We start from the raw sequence: 20,079 nt of genomic DNA, 5'->3' as shown, positions 1-20,079 counted from the left end.
TGCCGCGCAAACAGGAAAATCGCAACGCCCCATGACTAACCTCGCGACGAAGCCCGCACCGCACCGCATCATCTTTGCCAATGAAAAGGGCGGGACGGGCAAATCGACCTGCGCCGTGCATTTCGCGGTCGCACTCGCCAGTCAGGGGTGGCGCGTCGCCGGGATCGATCTCGACCCGCGCCAGCGTACCTTCCACCGCTATCTCGAAAATCGCCAGAATACCGAAAAGCGCCGCGACATCACGCTGCCGACGCCGCGCTTCGAGGTGTTCGAGGGTACGACGATCGAGGAACTCGACGAGCAGGTCGCGCGGCTCTCCGAAGACGCCGACTATCTGATCGCCGACACCCCGGGGCGCGACGATGTCTTTGCGCGTCATCTGGCGACGAGCGCCGACACGCTTGTCACCCCGATCAACGACAGCTTCATCGATTTCGACCTGATCGGGCAGGTCGATCCCGAAACATTCCAGGTCACCCGCCCCAGCTTCTATTCGGAGCTGATCTGGGACACGCGCAAGACGCGCGCCAAGACCGACGGGCGGACGATCGACTGGATCATCCTCAGGAACCGCCTCCAGCATGTCGATGCGCACAATATGCGCCGCGTCGGCGAAGCGCTGACCCAATTGTCGCGCCGCGTGGGTTTCCGCGTCATCCCCGGACTTGGCGAGCGCGTCATCTATCGCGAGCTGTTCCCGGCGGGCCTCACCCTGCTCGACAAGGCGCATCTCGGCGGCATGGGTATCGGCCATGTCGTCGCGCGGCAGGAATTGCGCGAAGCGATGGGGGGACTGAACCTTCCCGCGCGCGAGCGGTTCCATCCCGACGGCGACCTGTTCGCCGCTGCCTGACGCTGCTGCTTCCCCAAAGGACCTACCATGACTCACGCTTTCCACCCCACCATGCTGCGCGAATATGACATTCGCGGCGTTGTCGGCGACACGCTGTCGGCGGCCGACGCCAACGCGATCGGACGCAGCTTTGCGACGCTGATCCGCCGCGCGGGGGGCAAGCGCATCGCAGTCGGTTACGACGGGCGGCTGTCGTCGCCGATGCTCGCCGACGCGCTGATCGCCGGGATCAATGCCGCGGGCATCGACGCGCTGAACGTCGGGCTGGGGCCGACGCCGATGCTCTATTATGCCGCGTCAACCGAGGATGTGGACGGCGGCATACAGATAACCGGCAGCCACAATCCCCCCGACTATAATGGTTTCAAGATGGTGTTTCAGGGGCGTCCCTTCTTCGGCGCCGACATTCAGCGGATCGGCGAAATGGCCGCCGTCGGCGACTGGGAAAGCGGCGAAGGCACGGCGGAGAGCATCGATATCGTCGACGCCTATGTCGACCGGCTGGTCGAAGGTTTCGCGGGCGGGGCGTTCCGCATCGGCTGGGACGCCGGAAACGGCGCCGCGGGTACCGTCATCGAGAAACTGACCGCGCGCCTGCCGGGCGAGCATCATCTTCTTTTCACCGATATCGACGGCCATTTCCCGAACCACCATCCCGATCCCACCGAGGAAAAGAATCTGGCGGACCTCCGGAAGCTCGTCGCCGAGAAGAGCCTCGATTTCGGCGTCGCTTTCGATGGAGACGGCGACCGCATCGGCGCGATCGACGGGCAGGGGCGCGTGATCTGGGGCGACCAGCTCCTGCAAATCTATGCCGCCGCGGCGCTGCGGGATTTGCCGGGCGCGACGGTGATCGCCGATGTGAAGGCGAGTCAGGCGCTGTTTGATCGCGTCGCCGAGCTCGGCGGCAAGCCGCTGATGTGGAAGACCGGGCACAGCCTGATCAAGGCGAAGATGAAGGAAACCGGCAGCCCGCTCGCGGGCGAGATGAGCGGGCACATCTTTTTCGCCGATCGCTATTATGGCTATGACGACGCGCCTTATGCCGCGGTGCGGCTGATCGAGGCGGCGACGAAACTCGGGCAGAGCGTCACGCAGCTTCGCGGGGATATGGCGCCGATGGTCAACACGCCCGAATTGCGTTTTCAGGTCGACGAGGTGCGCAAGTTCGCCATTGTGGACGAAGTTCTCGACCGGCTTGCCGAATCGGGTGCACAGGTCGACCGCACCGACGGTGCGCGCGTGCTGACCGACGACGGCTGGTGGCTGCTGCGCGCGTCGAACACGCAGGACGTGCTCGTCGCGCGCGCGGAGGCGAAGGACGAGGCGGCGCTGGCGCGCCTGCTCGCCGCGATCGACGAACAGCTCGCCCTGTCGGGGATCGTGCGCGGACCGCAGGCGGGGCATTAAGCGCCGCTGCCTGCGCCGCTTTCGTTGCCCTGCAAAAATCTTGCCAGATTGACGTTCGCCGCGTCGCTGGGGTAACGCCGCTCGTGCGCTAGAAACGGAACCGACCGACCTATGACCGATGACGAATCCACTGCGGGCACGATGACCGAGGGCGATCATGGCGTCACCGAGCATAAGGCGCATGTCCGCGAGGAGGCCGCCGCCGGCAACGGCCTCGCGGTGATTTCGATCGCCAAAAGCTATGACAAGCGCGTCGTCCTGTCCGACGTGTCGCTGTCGGTCGGCAAGGGCGAGGTCGTCGGCCTGCTCGGCCCGAACGGCGCGGGCAAGACGACCTGCTTCTATTCGATCATGGGGCTGGTGAAGCCCGATGCCGGGCGCATCATGCTCGACGGCGCCGACATCACCGCGCTGCCGATGTACCGCCGCGCGATCCTCGGCCTCGGTTACCTGCCGCAGGAAACCTCGATTTTTCGCGGCATGACCGTCGAACAGAATATCAGCGCGGTGCTTGAACTCAGCGAGCCCGACAAGGTGTCGCGCGAGCGGCGGCTGGAGGAATTGCTCGACGAATTCGGGCTGACGCGGCTTCGTTCGTCGGCGGCGATGGCGCTGTCGGGCGGCGAACGGCGCCGCGCCGAAATCGCGCGCGCGCTCGCCGCCAACCCGTCGATCATGCTGCTCGACGAACCCTTTGCGGGCATCGACCCGCTGTCGATCAGCGACATTCGCGACCTCGTCGCCGATCTGAAGACGCGCGGCATCGGCGTGCTGATCACCGACCATAATGTGCGCGAAACGCTCGACCTCGTCGACCGCGCGTGCATCATCTATGACGGCAAGGTGCTGCTTGCCGGCTCGCCGGCCGAACTCGTCGCCGACCCCGAGGTGCGCCGCCTCTATCTCGGCGAGGGTTTCTCCTTGTGACGATGTGAGCCGCTGATGGCGTTGGGTCCGCGCCTCGATCTCCGCCAGTCGCAATCGCTGGTGATGACGCCGCAGCTTCAGCAAGCGATCAAGCTGCTGGCGTTGTCGAACCTCGAACTCGAAGCCTATCTGGCCGAGGCGCTCGAGGGCAACCCGCTGCTCGATGCCGCCGCGGCGGACAGCGACGGAAGCGCGGGCGATCCCGAATTCACGCCCGGCGGCGACGTGTCGCCGACCGAAGCCGCGTCGCTCGACGCCGATCAGGCGCTGTCTTCGGACAGCGGCACCGCGAACGATCTCGACGTCGACTTGGCAGCCGACAGCTTCCACCACGATAGTGCCAGCGACAATGTCGGGCTGTCGGGATCGGGCGAGGACATCGATTTCGACAGCTTTGCGGAAGCCGAGGGCACACTCCACGACCATCTGCTCGCGCAGGTCGGCGAGCGGTTCGGCGGGATCGAGGCGATTGTCGCGGGGCAGCTTGTCGCGCTGATCGACGAGACAGGGTATCTGCGCGCCGACCTTGCGGAGCTCGCGGCGCAGCTCGGGGTGCCGCTCGCGCTGGTCGAGGAAATCCTCGCCGCCATCCAGTGCTTCGACCCGTCGGGGGTCGGTGCGCGTGACCTCGCCGAATGTATCGCGATCCAGGCGCGCGAGGCCGATCGTTACGACCCCGCCATGGCGACGATGATCGCGCACCTCGACCTTGTCGCGAAAGGCGCCTTTCCGCAGCTCAAGCGCATCTGCGGGGTCGACGACGAGGATCTCGCCGACATGATTCGCGAGCTGCGCGGCTATGACCCGAGGCCCGGGTTGAAATTCGGCGGTGGCGGCGCGCAGGCGGTCGTTCCCGACCTCTATATCCGCCAGACGACGAAAGGCTGGGCGGTCGAGATCAACAGCGGCACCTTGCCGCGGCTGCTCGTCAATCGCCGCTATTATGCCGAGCTGGCGCAGGGCGCCGCGGCGAAGAGCAAGGCGTGGCTGTCCGAGCAGCTCGCGGGCGCCAACTGGCTGGTACGTGCGCTCGATCAGCGCCAGCGCACGATCGTCAAGGTCGCGAGCGAAATCGTCAAGCAGCAGGAAGGCTTTTTCCTCCACGGCGTCGCGCATATGCGCCCGCTGACCTTGCGCCAGGTCGCCGAGGCGATCGGCATGCACGAATCGACCGTCAGCCGCGTCACCAGCAACAAATATCTGAGCTGCCCGCGCGGGTTGTTCGAGCTCAAATATTTCTTCTCGAGCGGCATTTCGGCGACCGAAGGCGATGGTGCGGTGTCGGCCGAGGCGGTGAAGAGCCGGATCAAGGCGATGATCGAGGGCGAGGATGCGAAGGCGATCCTGTCCGACGAGACCATCGCGCAGAAACTTTCGGCCGAGGGGCACGACATCGCGCGGCGCACCGTCGTCAAATATCGCGAGGCGATGGGATATGGCTCGTCAGTGCAAAGGCGGCGGCAGAAAGCGCTGGCCGGGTGACGAAATATGGCTGCAGAGCGGTTGACTTTTCGGCCGCTTCCCCATAGTTGCGCCGCTTCGCGTAGCAACGCCAAGATTTACGGACACAGATCATGAAGATTCGCAACAGCCTGAAGTCGCTGAAGGACCGTCACCGGGATAACCGCGTTATCCGCCGCCGTGGCCGCACCTATGTGATCAACAAGACCAACCGCCGCTTCAAGGCGCGCCAGGGCTAATGCCCCTGCGCGGGGCAGGATTGCCCCGTTTGCTTTTGGTGAATAGCGTTACGCCGTCGGATGCTTCCGGCGGCGCTTTCGCGTGTCTGGAGCAGTTATGATTCGCCGGAGCGTGATCTTCGACGTCGGCCGCGTCCTCTTCGACTGGGACCTGCGCTATCTGTTCGCCAAGCTGATCGCCGACAAGGACGAGCTTGAGTGGTTCGTGACCAACGTCGTCACGCCGGGGTGGCATTTCCAGCACGATGCGGGCCGTCCGCTCGCCGAGATGGTGCCCGAACGGAAAGCCGAATTTCCCGATCATGCGCCACTGATCGACGCCTATGCGACGCGCTTCAACGAGACGATCCCCGGTCCGATGCCGGGCAGCCTCGAACTCGTCGAACGGCTCGACAATGCGGGCGTGCCGGTCTTCGCGATCACCAATTTCGGGCATGAATTCTGGGAAGGCTTCCGCCCTACCCAGTCGGTCTTCGACCGCTTCCGCGATATTATCGTGTCGGGGACCGAGAAGCTGATGAAGCCCGATCCTGCGATCTACGCCCTTGCGATCGAACGATTCGGCATCGACCCCGCAGGGGCTCTGTTCATCGACGATGTTGCGGCGAATGTCGCGGGCGGCGAATCGGTGGGCATTGCGGGGCATCATTTTCGCGGCGCGACGGAGCTGGAGCGCGACCTCGTCGCGCGTGGCTATTTGCCCTGATCGCCGACGGGCGTTTTGGCGAGCGCCTCCTTCGCGAGCGATAGCGCGGTTGCGAGCGCCTGGTCCGCGGGGACCGCAACGTCGGGCTGGACCCCGACATCCTGCCAGTTGGTTCCGGTGATCGGGTTGACCGACCGTTTCTCGGGCAGGCTCAGGGCGAAATGCGCGTGCACGCGGCGATATTCGAACGGGTTGGCCCCGCCCCCCGTGACTTCGCCGACGATCGTCGCGCGTTTCAGGGCCTGAAGATCGTAAGTGAGCGCCTCGGCCGCCGAGAAGGTGCGCTTGCTGGTCAGGATATAGACGGGCTTCGTGTCGCCGAACCGGCGACCGTCGGGCGGCGCAGGCGAGACACGGGCCGTCGTCTTGCCGCTCGGGCGGTCGAAACTGCCGCTGAGCGGCGACCCCGTGGGGACGAGCTGGCTGACGATCGTGTCGACCGTTTCCATACCGCCGCCATTCTTGCGCAGGTCGATGATCAGCGCGTCGCCCTGCGCCGCGACGGTCATCATCGCGGCAATGACATCGCCGCCGAGCGCCGGGGGCGGGAAGACGCGAAGGTCGATCAGCATGATATTGCCGTCGAGACGTTCGATCTTCTGCACGCCATGATTGACGTGCGCGCCATAATAACGCTCGATCTCCGCGTCGAGGAAGGCCTTGTCGCCGCCGTCGGCGGGGATCGGGCTGGCGCTGTAATCGACTGCGAAATGCCCGTCGCCCGAAGCCTGCCGTAGCCAGCCGGTCAGCGCTTTAGCGAAGGCGGGGCCGTCGGCGATGTCCCTCCATTTCGCCTTCGCCCGATGCAACTCGGCGGCCATCCGCTGCCCCTTGTCGGCATCGACATAGCGTGCCTGAAGCAGCCGGGCTATTTCGTCTACCGTCTGCCTGCGGTCGGCGGCGCTGATCGGTTGCGCCGCGGCGGGCAGCGCGAGGCAAGCGAGCGCCAGCAAAAGCAGGGCACGTATCATCGCGCGCGTTCCTTCCTGATGAGATCACCAAATGATTGGCGTTCGAGTTGTTCGAGGGCGGCATCGACCGTCGCGCCCAAAGGCTGCGGGAGCGCCGCATCGAGGGCGCGCGCGGCGCCGGCCGTTGCGGCCCATGCCGCTTCGAGATCGGGGATCATGGCGCGCGCCGGGGTCGTGAGCGCAAAACGGCGCTCGCGTCTGTCGCGGCCGGACACCGGTTCGATCAAGCCTTCGCGCACCATCGTCTGCAGCGTCTGGGTGGCGGCCGGCTGCGTGAAACCGAGCGCGGCGACGCATTCGCCGACCGACGCCGACTCGCAGGCCATGAGCAGCCGGAAATAGGGGTAGAAGCGCGGCCGGAAATTCAGTCCGGCGTCACGATAGGCCTGCTCGACAGCGTCGTCGAGCGCCGCCACCAGCAGGCGCAACCGTGTTCCCAGTCCCGATCGATAGTCCATATATAAGCGCTTATATATATCCTGCCGCCGAAGCAACCCGTGAAGGCCCGCAGCATGCCCGCGCCCCGGCGATCAGTCGTCGATGCGGGTAATTGCGGCTACTTTTCCACTCCGAGCTGCGTCAGCACGAAGGCGAACTCCTCGGCGTCCTCGCGCAGCGCGCCCCAGCGGCCCGACTTGCCGGCGTGGCCCGCGCCCATGTTGGTACGCAGCAGCAAGGTCGCATCATTGGTCCGCGTCGCGCGGAGCTTTGCGACCCACTTGGCGGGTTCCCAATAGGTCACGCGCGGGTCGTTGAGCCCGGCCGATACGAGCATCGGCGGATAGGCTTTGGCGGCCACATTGTCGTAGGGGCTGTAGCTCAGCATATAGTCGAACGCCGCCTTGTCGGTGATCGGATTGCCCCATTCGGGCCATTCGCCGGGGGTCAGCGGTAGCGTTTCGTCGACCATTGTGTTGATCACGTCGACGAAGGGCACGCCCGCGAGCACCGCGCCCCACAGTTCGGGCGCCTGGTTATAGACCGCGCCCATCACCTGACCGCCCGCCGAGCGGCCCTCGATCGAGATCTTGCCTGCGCTTGTATATTTGGCGGCGATCAGACCCTTGGCGACGTCGATGAAGTCGTTGAACGTGTTCTTGCGCTCGGTCGTCTTGCCCGCGAGATACCAGGCGCGACCGAGGTCGTCGCCGCCGCGGACATGCGCGATCGCATAGATCATGCCGCGATCGACGAGGCTCAAACGCGTCGTCGAAAAGCCCGGCGGGACGCGGTAGCCGTAAGAGCCATAGACATAGAGGTGCATCGGCGCGCTGCCGTCGCGCGGCATGCCCTTTTTATAGACGAGCGACACCGGAACCGGGGTGCCGTCGCGCGACGGCATGTTTACCAATTCGGTGACATAGTCGTCATGATTATAACCAGACGGAATCTCCTGCACCTTGAGCGTTTCGAGCTTTCCGCTTGTGAGGTCGTAATCGAACACGGTGTCGGGGGTGACCATCGATTCATAATCGAGGCGCAGCTTGTCCTGATGATATTCGGGATTGTCGCCAAGCCCTGCGACATAGGTGGCTTCGGGGAATTGGATCCGGCCGGGGGTCAGCGGGGCGTCATATTTGCGTATATCGACCTGATCGACGCCCTTTTCGCGCGTTTCGAGCACGAAATAGTCGCGGAAGACCGAGAGGCCGGTGATGTAGCTTCCGTCCGATCCGGGGATGAGGGTTTTCCACTCGTCGGGCTTCTTGACGCTCGCGGTCGCGACGCGGAAATTCGGATGCTCGTCGTTGGTGTAGACATAAAGCGTCCCGTCGCGCTCATCGACGCTATATTCGCGGCCCTTTTTGCGCGCCGATACGAGCTGCATCTTCGCTTCGGGATTGTCGGCGGGGAGGAGATAGACCTCGCTCGTCTCGTTATCGCCCGTCGCGATGACGATATAATTGTCGGCCGCCGTCTTGCCGATCCCCACCCCGAAACCGATGTCGGCTTCCTTGTAGAGCAATTTGTCCTCGGACACGGGACGTCCGAGCTTGTGCAGCCGGACATTGTCGGTGCGCCAATTCTCGTTCGCGAGGCCATAGAGGATCGCGTCGTTGCCCGACGTCCAGACGAGCGACGAGAGCGTGCCGGGGATCGTATCGGGCAGCAGTTCGCCCGTTTCGAGATTGCGGATGCGCGCTTCGAACCGCTCGGAGCCATTGTCGTCGAACGAATAGGCCATCAGCTTGCCGTTCGGGCTGACAGACACTTCGGCGAGGCGGAAATAATCCTTGCCCGCGGCCATCGCGACTTCGTCGAGGATCAGGACCGCATCGCCGGAGCCTGACGCCGGCTTCCGATACCATTTCTTATATTCGGCGCCTTCCTCATATTCGACCCAGTAGATCCAGTCGCCGTCCTTCTGCGGTACACTCGAATCGGCTTCCTTGATCCGGCCCTTCATCTCCTGAAACAGGGTTTCGACGAGCGCGGCGTGCGGCTTCATCGCCGCGTCGAAATACGCATTTTCGGCCTTCACATAATCGAGCACATCCTTGTCATCGATCGTCGGATAGCTCTCGTCCTTCAGCCAGTGATAGGGGTCGGAGAGCGTCTTGCCGTGCAGCGTCATTTCGTGCGGACGCTTTTCCGCGACGGGGGCGGCGGGCAGGGCCGGGGTGGTGCTGGTCAATGCTGGGTCTTTCTCTTGGGCGAGCAGTGGGGGCGATACGACAAGCGGGGTGGCAATTGCCGCCAGAAACATCCAAATAGCGCGCATCACAAAATCCCCCGCGGTGTCGCCCCTATGGGCGGGATCGTCCGCGATGTAGGAACAAGGAAGCGACCATGTCCAGCCCCGTCCCCGCAACTGTTTATGCAGAGCGCCTCGCCCGCGTCCGTGCCGAACTCGCCGCGCGCGGTCTCGACGGTTTCGTCGTGCCGATCAGCGACGAACATATGAGCGAATATGTCGGCGACTATGCGCAGCGCATGGCGTGGCTGACGGGCTTTGGCGGATCGGCGGGGACCGCGGCGGTGCTGCCCGAAAAGGCGGCGGTGTTCGTCGACGGGCGCTATACGGTGCAGGTGCGCGATCAGGTCGACGGGTCGCTCTTCGACTATGTCGGCGTGCCGCAGTCGAGCGTCGCCGAATGGCTCGGCGCGAATGTCAGCGCGGGGCAGAAGGTCGGTTACGATCCCTGGCTCCACGGCATCGACTGGGCGCGCGGCCTCGATAAGGCGCTGGCGGCGAAGGGCGCGCGCCTTGTCGCGGTCGACACGAACCCGATCGACGCGGCGTGGGACGACCAGCCCGCGCCGAGCGCCGCGGTGGTGACGGTCCACGATGCCGCGCTCGCCGGGCAGGGCGCGGTCGAGAAGCGCGAGATTATTGCCGACTGGCTGAAGGCGAAGGGACTCGACACGACGGTGATGACCGCGCTCGATTCGATCGCCTGGACCTTCAATATCCGCGGCACCGACGTCAGCCATACGCCGGTGGGGCTCGCCTTCGCACTGCTCCACGCCGACGCGACCGCCGACCTGTTCATCGCGCCCGAGAAGGTGACCGACGCGGTGCGTTCGCATCTGGGCAACAGCGTGCGGATCCACGACCGCGACGCGTTCGAGGCGGCGCTTGCCGATCTCAAGGACAAGAAGGTGGCGGTCGACCCCGACCGCGCAGTCGCTGCGATCTTTACCGCGCTCGAAGGCGCGGGGGCCGCGATCGCGCGCTGGCGCGACCCCGCGGTGCTCCCCAAGGCGATCAAGAATGCGACCGAACTCGACGGCACGCGCGCCGCGCATGTTCGCGATGGCGTCGCGGTGTCGCGCTTCCTCAAATGGATGGAAGAGGTCGCGCCCGAGGGCTGCCTCGACGAGCTTGGCGCGGCGGCGAAGCTGCGCGCGTTCCGCGACGAGAATGGCGCGCTCAAGGACCTGTCGTTCGATACCATCTCGGCCGCCGGGCCGAACGGCGCTTTGCCGCATTACAAAGTCGACGAAACGACGAACCGCGCGATCGAGACCGGCACGCTCTACCTCGTCGATTCGGGCGGGCAATATGCCGACGGCACGACCGACATCACGCGCACGATCGCGATCGGCACGCCGACCGCCGAGATGCGCCGACGCTTCACGCAGGTACTGAAGGGCCATATCGCGCTCGCGACCGCGCGCTTCCCGAAGGGGACGCGCGGCAGCCAGCTCGACATCCTTGCGCGCCAATATCTGTGGGCCGACGGGGTCGATTATGCGCATGGCACCGGGCACGGCGTCGGCACCTATCTCGCGGTGCACGAGGGGCCGCAGCGCATCGCCAAGCCGTCGGGCGGGCAAGCGGGAACCGAGGAGCCGCTCCACGCGGGCATGATCCTTTCGAACGAGCCCGGCTATTACAAGGCGGGCAGCTTCGGCATCCGCATCGAAAATCTGGTGATCGTCGTGCCGCAGAGCATCGCCGGCGCCGAGGAGGATATGCTGGGGTTCGAGACGATCACCTTCGCGCCGATCGCGCAGAATCTCGTCGACGTCGCGCTGCTGTCGGGGGCTGAGGCCGACTGGCTCGACGCCTATCATGCCGAGGTGTTCGCGAAACTGTCGGCCGGGACAGAGGGCGAGGAGCGCGAATGGCTTGCGGCGGCGTGCGCGCCGCTCGACCGTACGCCCGCCGCGCTTGCCGCCTGACGCTGCCATGACTGCGACCCGCAGCGACGTGCCGCTCGCCGATTTCCGGGTGCAGGAACGCGTCCGCGTCCGCTTCAACGAGATCGACGGGCAGAATATCGTCTTCAACGCCAATTATCTGGTCTACGCGGATATCGGCGTCACCGAATATTTCCGCGCGCTCGGCGAAGGGCAGCCCGGGCCCTATTTTCACCAATATGGTACAGATATTCGCGAAACGCATTGCGAGATCGACTATCATGCGCCGGCGCGGCTCGACGAACTGATCACGATCGCAGCGCGGATCAGCGCCTTCGGCCGGACGAGCTTCACGCTTCATTGCGGGATTTTTCGCGGGAATGAGCGGCTGACCGACATCGAGATCAGCTATGCGCATATCGACAGCGATAGCGGACAACCGACGTCGCTACCCGGAAGCTTCATCGCCGAGGTGCGGCGATTCGAAACGCGCACCCCGGTTCAGGGCTGATTCGCCCACCCCTGATTCGAACCGGATCGTATTTCTCGACCAAAAAAGTCAGGTTTTGAGCCGAAAAAGGCCAAAAAAAAGGGCCACCCGAAGGTGGCCCGTGAAAGTTTTGGGAGAGGATGCCTAAAAGGCAAGTGTGATATTGCACTGCACAATGAATGTTGCAACTGCGAAAAGAGCATCTGCTATTGCATTTTTTGCAATCGAGAACGTTATCAGCGATCGTCCGGCGCAATCGTCCGCGCACGTTGCAGCCCCTCGCAAATTGCCGCGACATCGCCTAAATTGCGCCGATGGGAATGTTCAACAATATGGATGTCGGCGGCGGCCTGTCCGATTTCTGGTCCTATATCCGCGAACCGCGACCGCATCGCTGGGCGATCTGGGGCGTCGCGCTCGCGCTGACCTGGCTGATTTTCACCGGGGTCGAGAAATATCTGATCCCGTATGAAAAGCCGAAGGAACAGATCATCTATTTCGAAAACTGGACCGCGAACCGCAGCGCCGAGGAAATCCGCGCCGACTGGGTCGCGCGCGCGAAGGAAACGACGCTGCACAACGCGCAGAAGCGCGCCGAATATCAGCGCTTCGCCGACAGCCTCGGCATCGAATATGATTCGACGGAGGCCGACAAGGTGACCCGCGAAACGCTAGGCGACGAAGCCGCGGCTGAGGCGAAAAAGAAGCCCGCGCCGGTGCAGGTGCGCTCGACGCTCGCCGAACGCGCGGCGCGCGGCGCGCAACCCAAAGCCGCAGACTGACCCAATGCAGCGGGGGCCCGCCGACGCCGACTGGATGGCGGCCGCCATCGCGCTGTCGCGGCGCGGCCGGCCCGGCTCGGCGCCCAACCCCAATGTCGGCTGCCTGATCGTCAGCCAAGGCACGGTCGTCGCGCGCGGCTGGACGCAGGCGGGCGGGCGTCCGCATGCCGAAGCGATGGCGCTCGCGGCGGCGGGCGACGCGGCGCGCGGTGCGACCGCGTATGTCACGCTCGAACCCTGCGCCCACGCCAGCGCGCGTGGACCGGCGTGCAGCGATGCACTGATCGCTGCAGGTATCGCGCGCGTCGTGATCGCGGCGCAGGACCCCGACCCGCGCACCGATGGCAAGGGAATCGCGCGGTTGCAGGCCGCGGGGATCGAGGTCGTCTTCAATGTCCTTCCCGCCGAAGCGCGCGCCGCGATGGCGCCGTGGTGGACGCGGCATACGGAGGGACGGCCGTTCGTTACCCTCAAGCTCGCGACCTCGCTCGACGGCGCGATCGCGATGGCCGACGGGACGAGCCGTTGGATCACCGGCGACCGTGCGCGCGCGCACGGGCATCTCGAGCGCGCGCAGCATCAGGCGATCCTCGTCGGACGCGGGACGCTCGACGCCGATGCTCCGAAGCTCGATGTGCGGCTGCCGGGGCTGGAGGATCGCAGCCCGAAGAAACTGGTGCTGACGTCGGGCACCGCGCCCGACGGATGGACCGCGGTCGCCTCGCCCGACGCTATCGACGACGTCGATTCGGTGCTGGTCGAGGGCGGCGCGGGTGCGGCATCGGCGTTCCTCGCCGCCGACGGCGTCGACCGGCTTCTGCTTTATCGCGCACCTATCCTGATCGGCGGCGGCCGGCCCGCGCTCGGCGACATCGGCCTCGCCGACCTCGCGCAGGCGCACGGTCGTTGGCGCCTTTCCGACAGCCGCCTGCTTGGCAGCGACCGGCTTGACGTCTACGAGCGCGTCAGAGAAGGATAAGAGGACTCCATGTTCACCGGCATCATCACCGACATTGGCACCATTCGCAGCCGCGAGGATCGCGGCGACACGCGGCTCGTCATCGACACCGCCTATGATGTCGGCACCGTCGACATCGGCGCGTCGATCGCCTGCTCGGGCGCCTGCCTGACGGTCGTCGACAAGGGTGTGTACGAGGGGAGCAACGGCCCCGCGGGTTGGTTCGCGATCGACGCGAGCGGCGAAACGCTGGCGCGCACCGCGCCCGGCATGTGGGACCAGGGACGCCGGCTCAACCTCGAACGCGCGCTGAAGATCGGCGACGAGCTGGGCGGGCATATCGTCACCGGCCATGTCGACGACATCGGCCGCATCGTGTCGGTCGAACCCGCCGGCGACAGCGTGACGGTCACCGTCGCGGCGCCCGCATCGCTCGCCCCGCATATCGCGCCGAAAGGCTCGATCACCGTCGACGGCGTCTCGCTGACGGTGAACGAGGTGACCGACCAGCCGAATGGCGAGGCGCATTTTACGCTCAACATCATCCCGCACACGCAGGAGATGACGACGCTCGACGAAGCTGCCGCGAACCGCCCCGTCAATCTCGAGATCGATATCCTCGCGCGCTATCTCGCGCGGATGCAGGCGCGGAGCGCCTAACCCTCCAGCCAGCCGGCCGCCAGTTCGGGGTCGGCGGCGATCATCGACCGCCGCATTGCGAGCCGCCCGATGCGCAGCAGCTCGGCCTTGCGGCGTGCGGGGGCGAGGTTGCAGCTTGCGGCCTCGCGCACCACCGCCGCGCCATAGCGGTCGGCGACGATCAGCCCCGATGTCTCGCGGCGATAGCCCTCGGTTTCGAGGATCGCAGGGTCGAGGCCTGACGCCAGCGCCCAATAGAAGCGGTCGCACCAGTCGCAATAGTCGGGCCATTTGCCGTCGCCGTGGAGGTCGGCGCGGCTGACCTTGATCTCGACGATGGTGATATTGCCCCTGGCGTCGATCGCAGTGAGGTCGGTGCGCCGCCCGTTGGGCAGCGGCACTTCGGGGATAGCGACCAGCCCTTGCTGCGCGAACAGCCGGCACACGCCGCGCGCGACATCCGCGGCGGTGATCATATCCGTCATCGCTTAAAGTCCGTCCTCAGAACGGGACGTCGTCGTCCAGATCGTCGTCGAAGGGCGGACGGCCACCGCCGCCCGAGCTGCCGCCGCCGAAGCCGCCGCCCGACGAGCCGCCACCGCCCTGGTTCCAGCCGCCGCCCGACGAACCGCCACTCCAATCGTCACCGCCGCCGCGCGAACCGCCGCCACCGCCGCCCGGGGCGCCGTCGAGCATGGTCAGCGTGCCGCCCATGCCCGCGATCACGACCTCGGTCGTGTAGCGGTCATTGCCGTCGCGGTCCTGCCACTTGCGGGTGCGGAGGCTGCCTTCGATATAGACTTTGCTGCCCTTTTTCAGGAAGCGTTCGACCACCCCGACCAGCCCCTCGCCGTTGATCACGACCTGGTGCCATTCGGTGCGCTCCTTGCGCTCGCCGGTCATCCGGTCCTTCCACTGTTCGGACGTCGCGATGCGGAGATTCGCGATCTTGCCGCCGTTCTGGAACGACTTGATTTCGGGGTCGGCGCCGAGGTTGCCGATCAAAATTACCTTGTTGACGCTGCCAGCCATTGCCGCTCCGCTCCGCTAGAAAATGTGGAGGATCAGCCTAGTCCAAAGGCGACGGCTGTCCAGTAAGTGATTCCGGCAGCGGCATAGGCGAGCAGGAACAAATAGCCAACCATGAACATGGGCCATTTCCATCCATTGGTCTCGCGCCTTGTGATCGCGATCGTCGAAATACACTGCGGAGCGAAGACGAACCAGGCGAGGAAAGCGAGCGCGGTGGCAAGGCTCCACTTGCCCTGCAGTCGTTCGCCCAGCGACTGAGCCATCGCCTCTTCGTCGTCGCCCGCGTCGATCGCGTTCGCGGTCGCCATCGCCGACACCGCAACTTCGCGCGCCGCCATTGCGGGGATCAGCGCGAGCGCGATGTCGTGGTTGAAGCCGATCGGTTTGACGACGACTTCCAGCCCGCTCGCGATGCGGCCGGCGACGCTATATTCGACCTGGCTTTCGCCCTCGGGTGCCTGCGGGAAGGTCAGCAGCAGCCAGAGGACAACGGTGGTCATCGCGATGATCGTGCCCGCGCGGCGCAGGAAGATCCACGCGCGCTGCCACAGGCCGATCGCGATGTCGCGCCAGCGCGGCATCTGGTATCGCGGCATTTCCATCATGAAGCCCGCGCCGGCGCCCTTCGCCACCGTGCGGCGCAGGACATAGGCGACGACGAGCGCGCCTACGATCCCCGACAGATAGAGGCCGAAGAGCACGAGCCCCTGCAGTCCGACCGGGGTTCCGCCGACATTGGTGTTGGGGATGAAGGCTGCGATGATCAGCGCGTAGACGGGAAGCCGCGCCGAGCAGGTCATCAGCGGCGCGATCAATATCGTCGTCAGCCGGTCCTTTTCGTCGGGGATCGCGCGCGTCGCCATGATCCCGGGGACCGCGCAGGCAAAGCTCGACAGCAACGGGATGAAACCGCGTCCCGACAGGCCGACCTTGCCCATCAGCCCGTCCATCAGGAAGGCGGCGCGCGTCATATAGCCCGACGCTTCCAGAAGCAGGATGAAGAGGAAGAGGATCAGGATCTGCGGCAGGAAGACGACCACCGCGCCAACCCCCGCGAGCAGGCCTTCGACGACGAGCCCGCGCAGGAAATTGTCGGGGAAGGTGGCGACGACCCATTGCTGGATCACGCCGATCCCGCCTTCGAGGAAGTCGGCAGGTGCCTCGGCGGCGGCATAGACCGCCTGGAACATCACGAACATCAGCGCGAGCAGGATGATCATGCCGGCGACCGGATGCAGCACGACATTATCGACGCGCTGCGTCCAGCGGCGCACCGGCGTTTCGCTGAGGATGGCGGCGCGCGCGATCGTCCGCGCCCGCTTGTGCAGCGACGCGTCGTTCGCTTCGGCGGGCGCAGCGATTTCGCCCGCGCCGTGCGACCGGATCGCGTCATCGACCGCGGCGAGCAGCTCGGCCATCCCGCGCTTGCGCACGGCGACGGTGGGGACGACGGGAACGCCGAGCTCCTTCGACAGGCGTTCGGCGTCGAGCGTCAGCCCGTCGCGTGCCGCGAGATCGACCATGTTGAGCGCGACCACGGTGGGCAGATTCAGCGCGAGCAATTCGAGCGCGAAGCTGAGGTGATTGTCGAGGTTCGCGGCGTCGAGCACAACGATCAGCGCGTCGGGGCGCTTCTCGCCGTCCTGTTTGCCGAGCACGACGTCGCGTGTCACCGCCTCGTCGAGGCTCGCGGGGGTCAGGCTGTAGGTGCCGGGAAGGTCGATCAGCGAGATCGGGCGGCCGTCGGCAAAGCTCGCATGCCCCGCCTTCCGCTCGACGGTGACGCCCGGGTAATTGGCGATTTTCTGTCGCGCGCCGGTCAGCGCGTTGAACAGGCTCGATTTGCCTGCGTTCGGATTGCCGACGAGCGCGATCGAGGGGACGGCGCCGGTCATGCCGCGGGCTCGACGGTGATCGCCGCGGCCTGCCGCGCGCGGATGATCACCTTCATGCGGCCGACGGTCAGTGCGAGCGGATCGCGCGAGAAAATGCTGCCGCGATGGAGCGGGGTGACTTCGCACCCTTCCATCAGGCCGAATTCGCGCAGGCGGCGGCCCTCGTCTTCGGACATCGCGGTCCAGTCGATGCGGGCAATTCGCACCATCACGCCGAGCGGCGCCCGATCGAGCAGATTTTCGAGCAAAGCAGTCATTTGCGAGCGATTATCAATAACAGCAAGGGAGCGCCACCCCTCCTTTGTAATTTATGATTACCGCCCCGGATAACGCAGCCGCCCGACGAAGCGGGCGAGGCTGGGCCGTTCGATGCTGCGCGACGCGCGGCGATGCTTCCAGCTTTCGAAGCGCATCACCTGATCGATGCGGCGCGCGAGGAAGGCGCGTGTATCGGCGAAACCCTCGCTCTCGTCGTTCAGGAACACCGCCATCGTCGAACCATAGACGGCGCCGAGGATCGCGCGCTTGCTGTAATGATTATAGTCGGTCGCGGTGTCGCCCGCGAGCCGCCACATATGGTCGGCGGCGCGCCAGCCGAGCTTCGCGGCGTGCGGTGCGTTGGTCGGCAGCGCGAGCAGCGCGAGCGCGCGGCGCAGCGATTCGCGGTTCGGTGCGAGCAGCGCGATGCGCGTTTCGACGAGCGTGGTGATGCGCTCGCGGATTTTGAGCGTCGCGAGCTTTTCGGCGGGCCAGCGCCGTTCCATTTCGGCATCGATATCGGCGAACCACGCGTCGACCATGTCGCGTCCGCCGCCGGGAAAGGCGAGGCGCGCGACATCGGGGTCGACCGCGGCGCGGCGCGCGGCGTCATCGAGCGCCGCGGGGCTGAAGCCGTCGAATGCCGCCGACGCGGCAATCAGCGGAGCGAGGGCGGCGCGAATCTCGTCGAGCGTCGGGTCGGCGGGCAGGATGGAAGCCATGGTCTTCAGATAGGCGCCGCGCGGCGGCTCGGCAACCTTATCAGGACGAGCGCTGCGCCGACCATCAGCCCGCCGACAATATCGATCGCCGACAGCGTCTCGCCGAAGCCGATCCACCCGGTGAACGCAGCGAAGGCGGGCTGGATCAGCAAGGTCAGCCCGATCACCAGCGGCGAAAAGCGCGGCAGCGACCAGATCATCAGCCCCTGACCGACGACCTGGCTCAACAGCGCGAGCAGGATCAGCGGGGTCCAGTCGTGCGGCATCACGGTCTCGCCGAGCGCGAGCGCGGTGCCGAGCAGGATGGGGACGCACACCGCCGAAGCGATGGCGAGCGCGGCCCATGGGCCAAGCTCGCCGCGCACGCGCTGCATCAGGATGACATAACCCGTGTAGAGCACGCCCGCGAGCACGCTCAGCAGGTCGCCAACGAGATAGTCGGGTGACAATTCATAGCTTTGCCCCATCAGCAGCGCCGATCCGGCGAAGGCGAGCAGGATTGCGGCGGCCTGCCAGCCGCGCGGTAGCGAGCGGGTCAGGAAGATCGTCCAGAGGACGAGCAGCAGGCTGGCGCAATTGCCGAACAGGGTCGCGTTGGCGACTTTGGTCTGGAGGATGCCGAGGTGCCACGCGACGAGGTCGAGTGCGAAGAAGATGCCCGCGGCCGCCGCGACGGCCAGTGCAGGGCGCGGCGGCATCCGCCCACCCGTCTCGCGCCATGCGAAGATCAGGAGCAGCGGCAGCGCGAGCGTCATCCGCCAGAAGGCCGAGGCGGTGGGGCCGGTATCGGCCATGCGGACGAGCATCGCGCCGAGCGACAGCGCGATATTGCCACCCAGCAGCGCGGCGAATGCCCAGCGCCCGGCGCCTGCGCCGGCGGCCGAATCGCTGTCGATGCTGTCCATCTTCGCTGTCATTTAGATTTTCTTTTGATACTTAACCATTGTGCCGGCGCCGCGGCGTCCATAGCTTCGCGGGCCATAGCGACGACCGATGGGGCCGTCGCGAAGAAAGTGCGACGTGGAGGAAAGATGACTCTATCCCTGTTCGATCCGATCAAATTGGGCGCCATCGAGGCGCCGAACCGCATCATCATGGCGCCGCTGACGCGCGGCCGCGCCGGGCCGGGTTTCGTGCCGAACGAGCTTGCGCGCGACTATTACCGCCAGCGCGCCTCGGCGGGGCTGATCATCTCCGAAGCCACGGGAATTTCGCAGGAAGGCCTTGGCTGGCCCAGCGCGCCCGGGCTGTGGACCGATGCGCAGGTCGAAGGCTGGAAGCCCGTGACCGACGCGGTGCACGAAACCGGCGGGCGCATCGTCGCGCAGCTCTGGCACATGGGCCGCGTCGTCCATTCGGTGTTCAACGACGGCAAGCCGCCCGTTTCGGCGTCGGCGACGCAGGCGCCCGGCAAGGCGCACACCCCCGTCGGCCGGATGGATTATGAGGTCGCACGTCCGCTCGAACTCGGCGAAATCCCGCGCGTGATCGCCGATTATGTGAAGGCGGCCGAAAATGCGAAGCGGGCCGGTTTCGACGGTGTGCAGCTCCACGGCGCGAATGGCTATCTGATCGACCAGTTCCTGCGCGACAACAGCAACCTGCGCGATGATGATTATGGCGGCCCGGTCGAGAACCGCATCCGCTTGCTCCGCGAAGTGACCGAAGCGTTGATCAGCGTGTGGGGTGCCGACCGCGTGTCGGTGCGCCTGTCGCCCAACGGCGACACGCAGGGGGTCGACGACAGCGCCCCCGAACGCCTGTTCCCGATTGCCGCGGCGGCGCTCGACGCGCTCGGCATCGCTTTCCTCGAATTGCGCGAACCGGGCCCCGACGGAACCTTCGGGCGCACCGACGTTCCGAAGCAGTCGCCGTCGATCCGTGCCGCGTTCAAGGGGCCGCTGATCCTCAACAGCGACTATGACGTCGCGCTCGCCGAAGCGGCAATCGCGAGCGGCACCGCCGACGCGATCGCCTTCGGCCGCCCCTTCATCGGCAATCCCGACCTGGTCGAGCGGATCCGGAACGGCGCCGAATGGGCGGCGGACAATCCGCAGACCTGGTATTCGCCGGGTCCGGTGGGCTACACCGACTATCCCGCGCTGGTTACGGCGTAGGTGAAGGATGGCCCGGGCGGTGTGTGCCGTCC

General features: G+C 65.8%; 21 protein-coding genes. 12 read left to right on the top strand and 9 right to left on the bottom strand.

Translation table 11 applies throughout. The features are described 5' to 3' along the window. The first annotated feature begins 31 nt into the window (after nucleotides 1-31). The 6 genes from VGN62_RS18225 to VGN62_RS18200 all read left to right on the top strand — a co-directional run bounded on the left by VGN62_RS18225 (nucleotide 32) and on the right by VGN62_RS18200 (nucleotide 5,596). A complete protein-coding gene (locus VGN62_RS18225; protein WP_327456522.1) occupies nucleotides 32-853 on the top strand; it encodes a division plane positioning ATPase MipZ in 822 nt (273 codons plus the stop codon). Nucleotides 854-880: 27 nt separating this feature from the next. Next, nucleotides 881-2,263, top strand: coding sequence for a phosphoglucomutase/phosphomannomutase PgmG (gene pgmG / locus VGN62_RS18220; RefSeq protein ID WP_327456520.1), 1,383 nt, complete (start codon nucleotides 881-883; stop codon nucleotides 2,261-2,263). Between the two features lie 111 nt (nucleotides 2,264-2,374). Further along, entirely contained in the window at nucleotides 2,375-3,190 is an 816-nt protein-coding gene (lptB, locus tag VGN62_RS18215) for an LPS export ABC transporter ATP-binding protein (RefSeq protein WP_327456518.1), read from the top strand. A 15-nt stretch (nucleotides 3,191-3,205) separates the two neighbouring features. After that, nucleotides 3,206-4,672, top strand: a complete 1,467-nt coding sequence (gene rpoN, locus VGN62_RS18210; RefSeq protein WP_327456516.1) for an RNA polymerase factor sigma-54 — start codon at nucleotides 3,206-3,208, stop codon at nucleotides 4,670-4,672. 92 nt (nucleotides 4,673-4,764) lie between these two features. Then, entirely contained in the window at nucleotides 4,765-4,890 is a 126-nt protein-coding gene (gene ykgO, locus VGN62_RS18205) for a type B 50S ribosomal protein L36 (RefSeq protein ID WP_003046794.1), read from the top strand. Nucleotides 4,891-4,987: 97 nt separating this feature from the next. Then, nucleotides 4,988-5,596, top strand: coding sequence for an HAD family phosphatase (locus tag VGN62_RS18200; protein WP_327456513.1), 609 nt, complete (start codon nucleotides 4,988-4,990; stop codon nucleotides 5,594-5,596). Here VGN62_RS18200 and VGN62_RS18195 read toward each other — a convergent pair. From VGN62_RS18195 to VGN62_RS18185, 3 genes are all read right to left on the bottom strand, one after another. Beyond that, the gene (locus VGN62_RS18195) at nucleotides 5,584-6,567 is read right to left on the bottom strand and encodes a S41 family peptidase (RefSeq protein ID WP_327456511.1); all 984 of its coding nucleotides are present in this window, start codon (nucleotides 6,565-6,567) and stop codon (nucleotides 5,584-5,586) included. The two genes, VGN62_RS18200 and VGN62_RS18195, sit on opposite strands and share 13 nt — an antisense overlap. After that, nucleotides 6,564-7,025 carry a helix-turn-helix domain-containing protein gene (locus VGN62_RS18190; RefSeq protein ID WP_327456509.1) on the bottom strand — a complete coding sequence of 154 codons (462 nt, stop codon included), beginning with the start codon at nucleotides 7,023-7,025 and terminating at the stop codon, nucleotides 6,564-6,566. Before VGN62_RS18190 ends, VGN62_RS18195 begins: the two co-directional genes overlap by 4 nt. A 98-nt stretch (nucleotides 7,026-7,123) precedes the next feature. Then, nucleotides 7,124-9,274 carry a S9 family peptidase gene (locus tag VGN62_RS18185; protein ID WP_414713305.1) on the bottom strand — a complete coding sequence of 717 codons (2,151 nt, stop codon included), beginning with the start codon at nucleotides 9,272-9,274 and terminating at the stop codon, nucleotides 7,124-7,126. An 83-nt stretch (nucleotides 9,275-9,357) separates the two neighbouring features. On the opposite strand from VGN62_RS18185, the gene VGN62_RS18180 reads away from it, so the two are divergent. From VGN62_RS18180 to VGN62_RS18160, 5 genes are all read left to right on the top strand, one after another. Next, entirely contained in the window at nucleotides 9,358-11,196 is a 1,839-nt protein-coding gene (locus tag VGN62_RS18180; protein WP_327456507.1) for an aminopeptidase P family protein, read from the top strand. Nucleotides 11,197-11,203: 7 nt separating this feature from the next. Next, nucleotides 11,204-11,665, top strand: a complete 462-nt coding sequence (locus VGN62_RS18175; protein ID WP_327456505.1) for a thioesterase family protein — start codon at nucleotides 11,204-11,206, stop codon at nucleotides 11,663-11,665. A 299-nt stretch (nucleotides 11,666-11,964) separates the two neighbouring features. Then, the gene (locus tag VGN62_RS18170; RefSeq protein WP_327456503.1) at nucleotides 11,965-12,426 is read left to right on the top strand and encodes a hypothetical protein; all 462 of its coding nucleotides are present in this window, start codon (nucleotides 11,965-11,967) and stop codon (nucleotides 12,424-12,426) included. Between the two features lie 34 nt (nucleotides 12,427-12,460). Continuing rightward, on the top strand, nucleotides 12,461-13,405 hold the full coding sequence (gene ribD / locus VGN62_RS18165; protein WP_327457023.1) for a bifunctional diaminohydroxyphosphoribosylaminopyrimidine deaminase/5-amino-6-(5-phosphoribosylamino)uracil reductase RibD: 945 nt from the start codon (nucleotides 12,461-12,463) through the stop codon (nucleotides 13,403-13,405). 9 nt (nucleotides 13,406-13,414) lie between these two features. Next, the gene (locus VGN62_RS18160; RefSeq protein WP_327456501.1) at nucleotides 13,415-14,044 is read left to right on the top strand and encodes a riboflavin synthase; all 630 of its coding nucleotides are present in this window, start codon (nucleotides 13,415-13,417) and stop codon (nucleotides 14,042-14,044) included. Here the strand turns inward: VGN62_RS18160 and VGN62_RS18155 are convergent. From VGN62_RS18155 to VGN62_RS18130, 6 genes are read right to left on the bottom strand one after another with little or no spacing between them, the layout of a single operon-like run. Continuing rightward, the gene (locus tag VGN62_RS18155) at nucleotides 14,041-14,508 is read right to left on the bottom strand and encodes an MmcB family DNA repair protein (RefSeq protein ID WP_327456499.1); all 468 of its coding nucleotides are present in this window, start codon (nucleotides 14,506-14,508) and stop codon (nucleotides 14,041-14,043) included. The genes VGN62_RS18160 and VGN62_RS18155 overlap by 4 nt on opposite strands. A 16-nt stretch (nucleotides 14,509-14,524) precedes the next feature. Continuing rightward, nucleotides 14,525-15,055, bottom strand: a complete 531-nt coding sequence (gene ssb, locus VGN62_RS18150; protein WP_327456497.1) for a single-stranded DNA-binding protein — start codon at nucleotides 15,053-15,055, stop codon at nucleotides 14,525-14,527. Nucleotides 15,056-15,087: 32 nt separating this feature from the next. Then, on the bottom strand, nucleotides 15,088-16,950 hold the full coding sequence (feoB, locus tag VGN62_RS18145) for a ferrous iron transporter B (protein ID WP_327456495.1): 1,863 nt from the start codon (nucleotides 16,948-16,950) through the stop codon (nucleotides 15,088-15,090). Continuing rightward, nucleotides 16,947-17,207, bottom strand: a complete 261-nt coding sequence (locus VGN62_RS18140) for a FeoA family protein (protein WP_327456493.1) — start codon at nucleotides 17,205-17,207, stop codon at nucleotides 16,947-16,949. Before VGN62_RS18140 ends, feoB begins: the two co-directional genes overlap by 4 nt. 57 nt (nucleotides 17,208-17,264) lie before the next feature. Next, complete coding sequence (locus tag VGN62_RS18135; RefSeq protein ID WP_327456491.1) at nucleotides 17,265-17,930, bottom strand: COQ9 family protein; 666 nt, start codon at nucleotides 17,928-17,930, stop codon at nucleotides 17,265-17,267. A gap of 5 nt (nucleotides 17,931-17,935) precedes the next feature. Next, nucleotides 17,936-18,847 (bottom strand): DMT family transporter, encoded by a 912-nt coding sequence (locus VGN62_RS18130; RefSeq protein ID WP_327456489.1) that lies wholly within the window; start codon nucleotides 18,845-18,847, stop codon nucleotides 17,936-17,938. Nucleotides 18,848-18,961: 114 nt separating this feature from the next. On the opposite strand from VGN62_RS18130, the gene VGN62_RS18125 reads away from it, so the two are divergent. Further along, nucleotides 18,962-20,047: an alkene reductase gene (locus VGN62_RS18125; protein WP_327456487.1), complete on the top strand. Its 1,086-nt coding sequence runs from the start codon at nucleotides 18,962-18,964 to the stop codon at nucleotides 20,045-20,047. The last annotated feature ends 32 nt before the right edge of the window (nucleotides 20,048-20,079 follow it).

It is taken from the genome of Sphingopyxis sp. (assembly GCF_035998905.1).
GTDB lineage: Bacteria > Pseudomonadota > Alphaproteobacteria > Sphingomonadales > Sphingomonadaceae > Sphingopyxis.
Note: the sequence above shows the minus strand (reverse complement) of the source record. Positions and strands in the feature narration are given on the sequence as shown.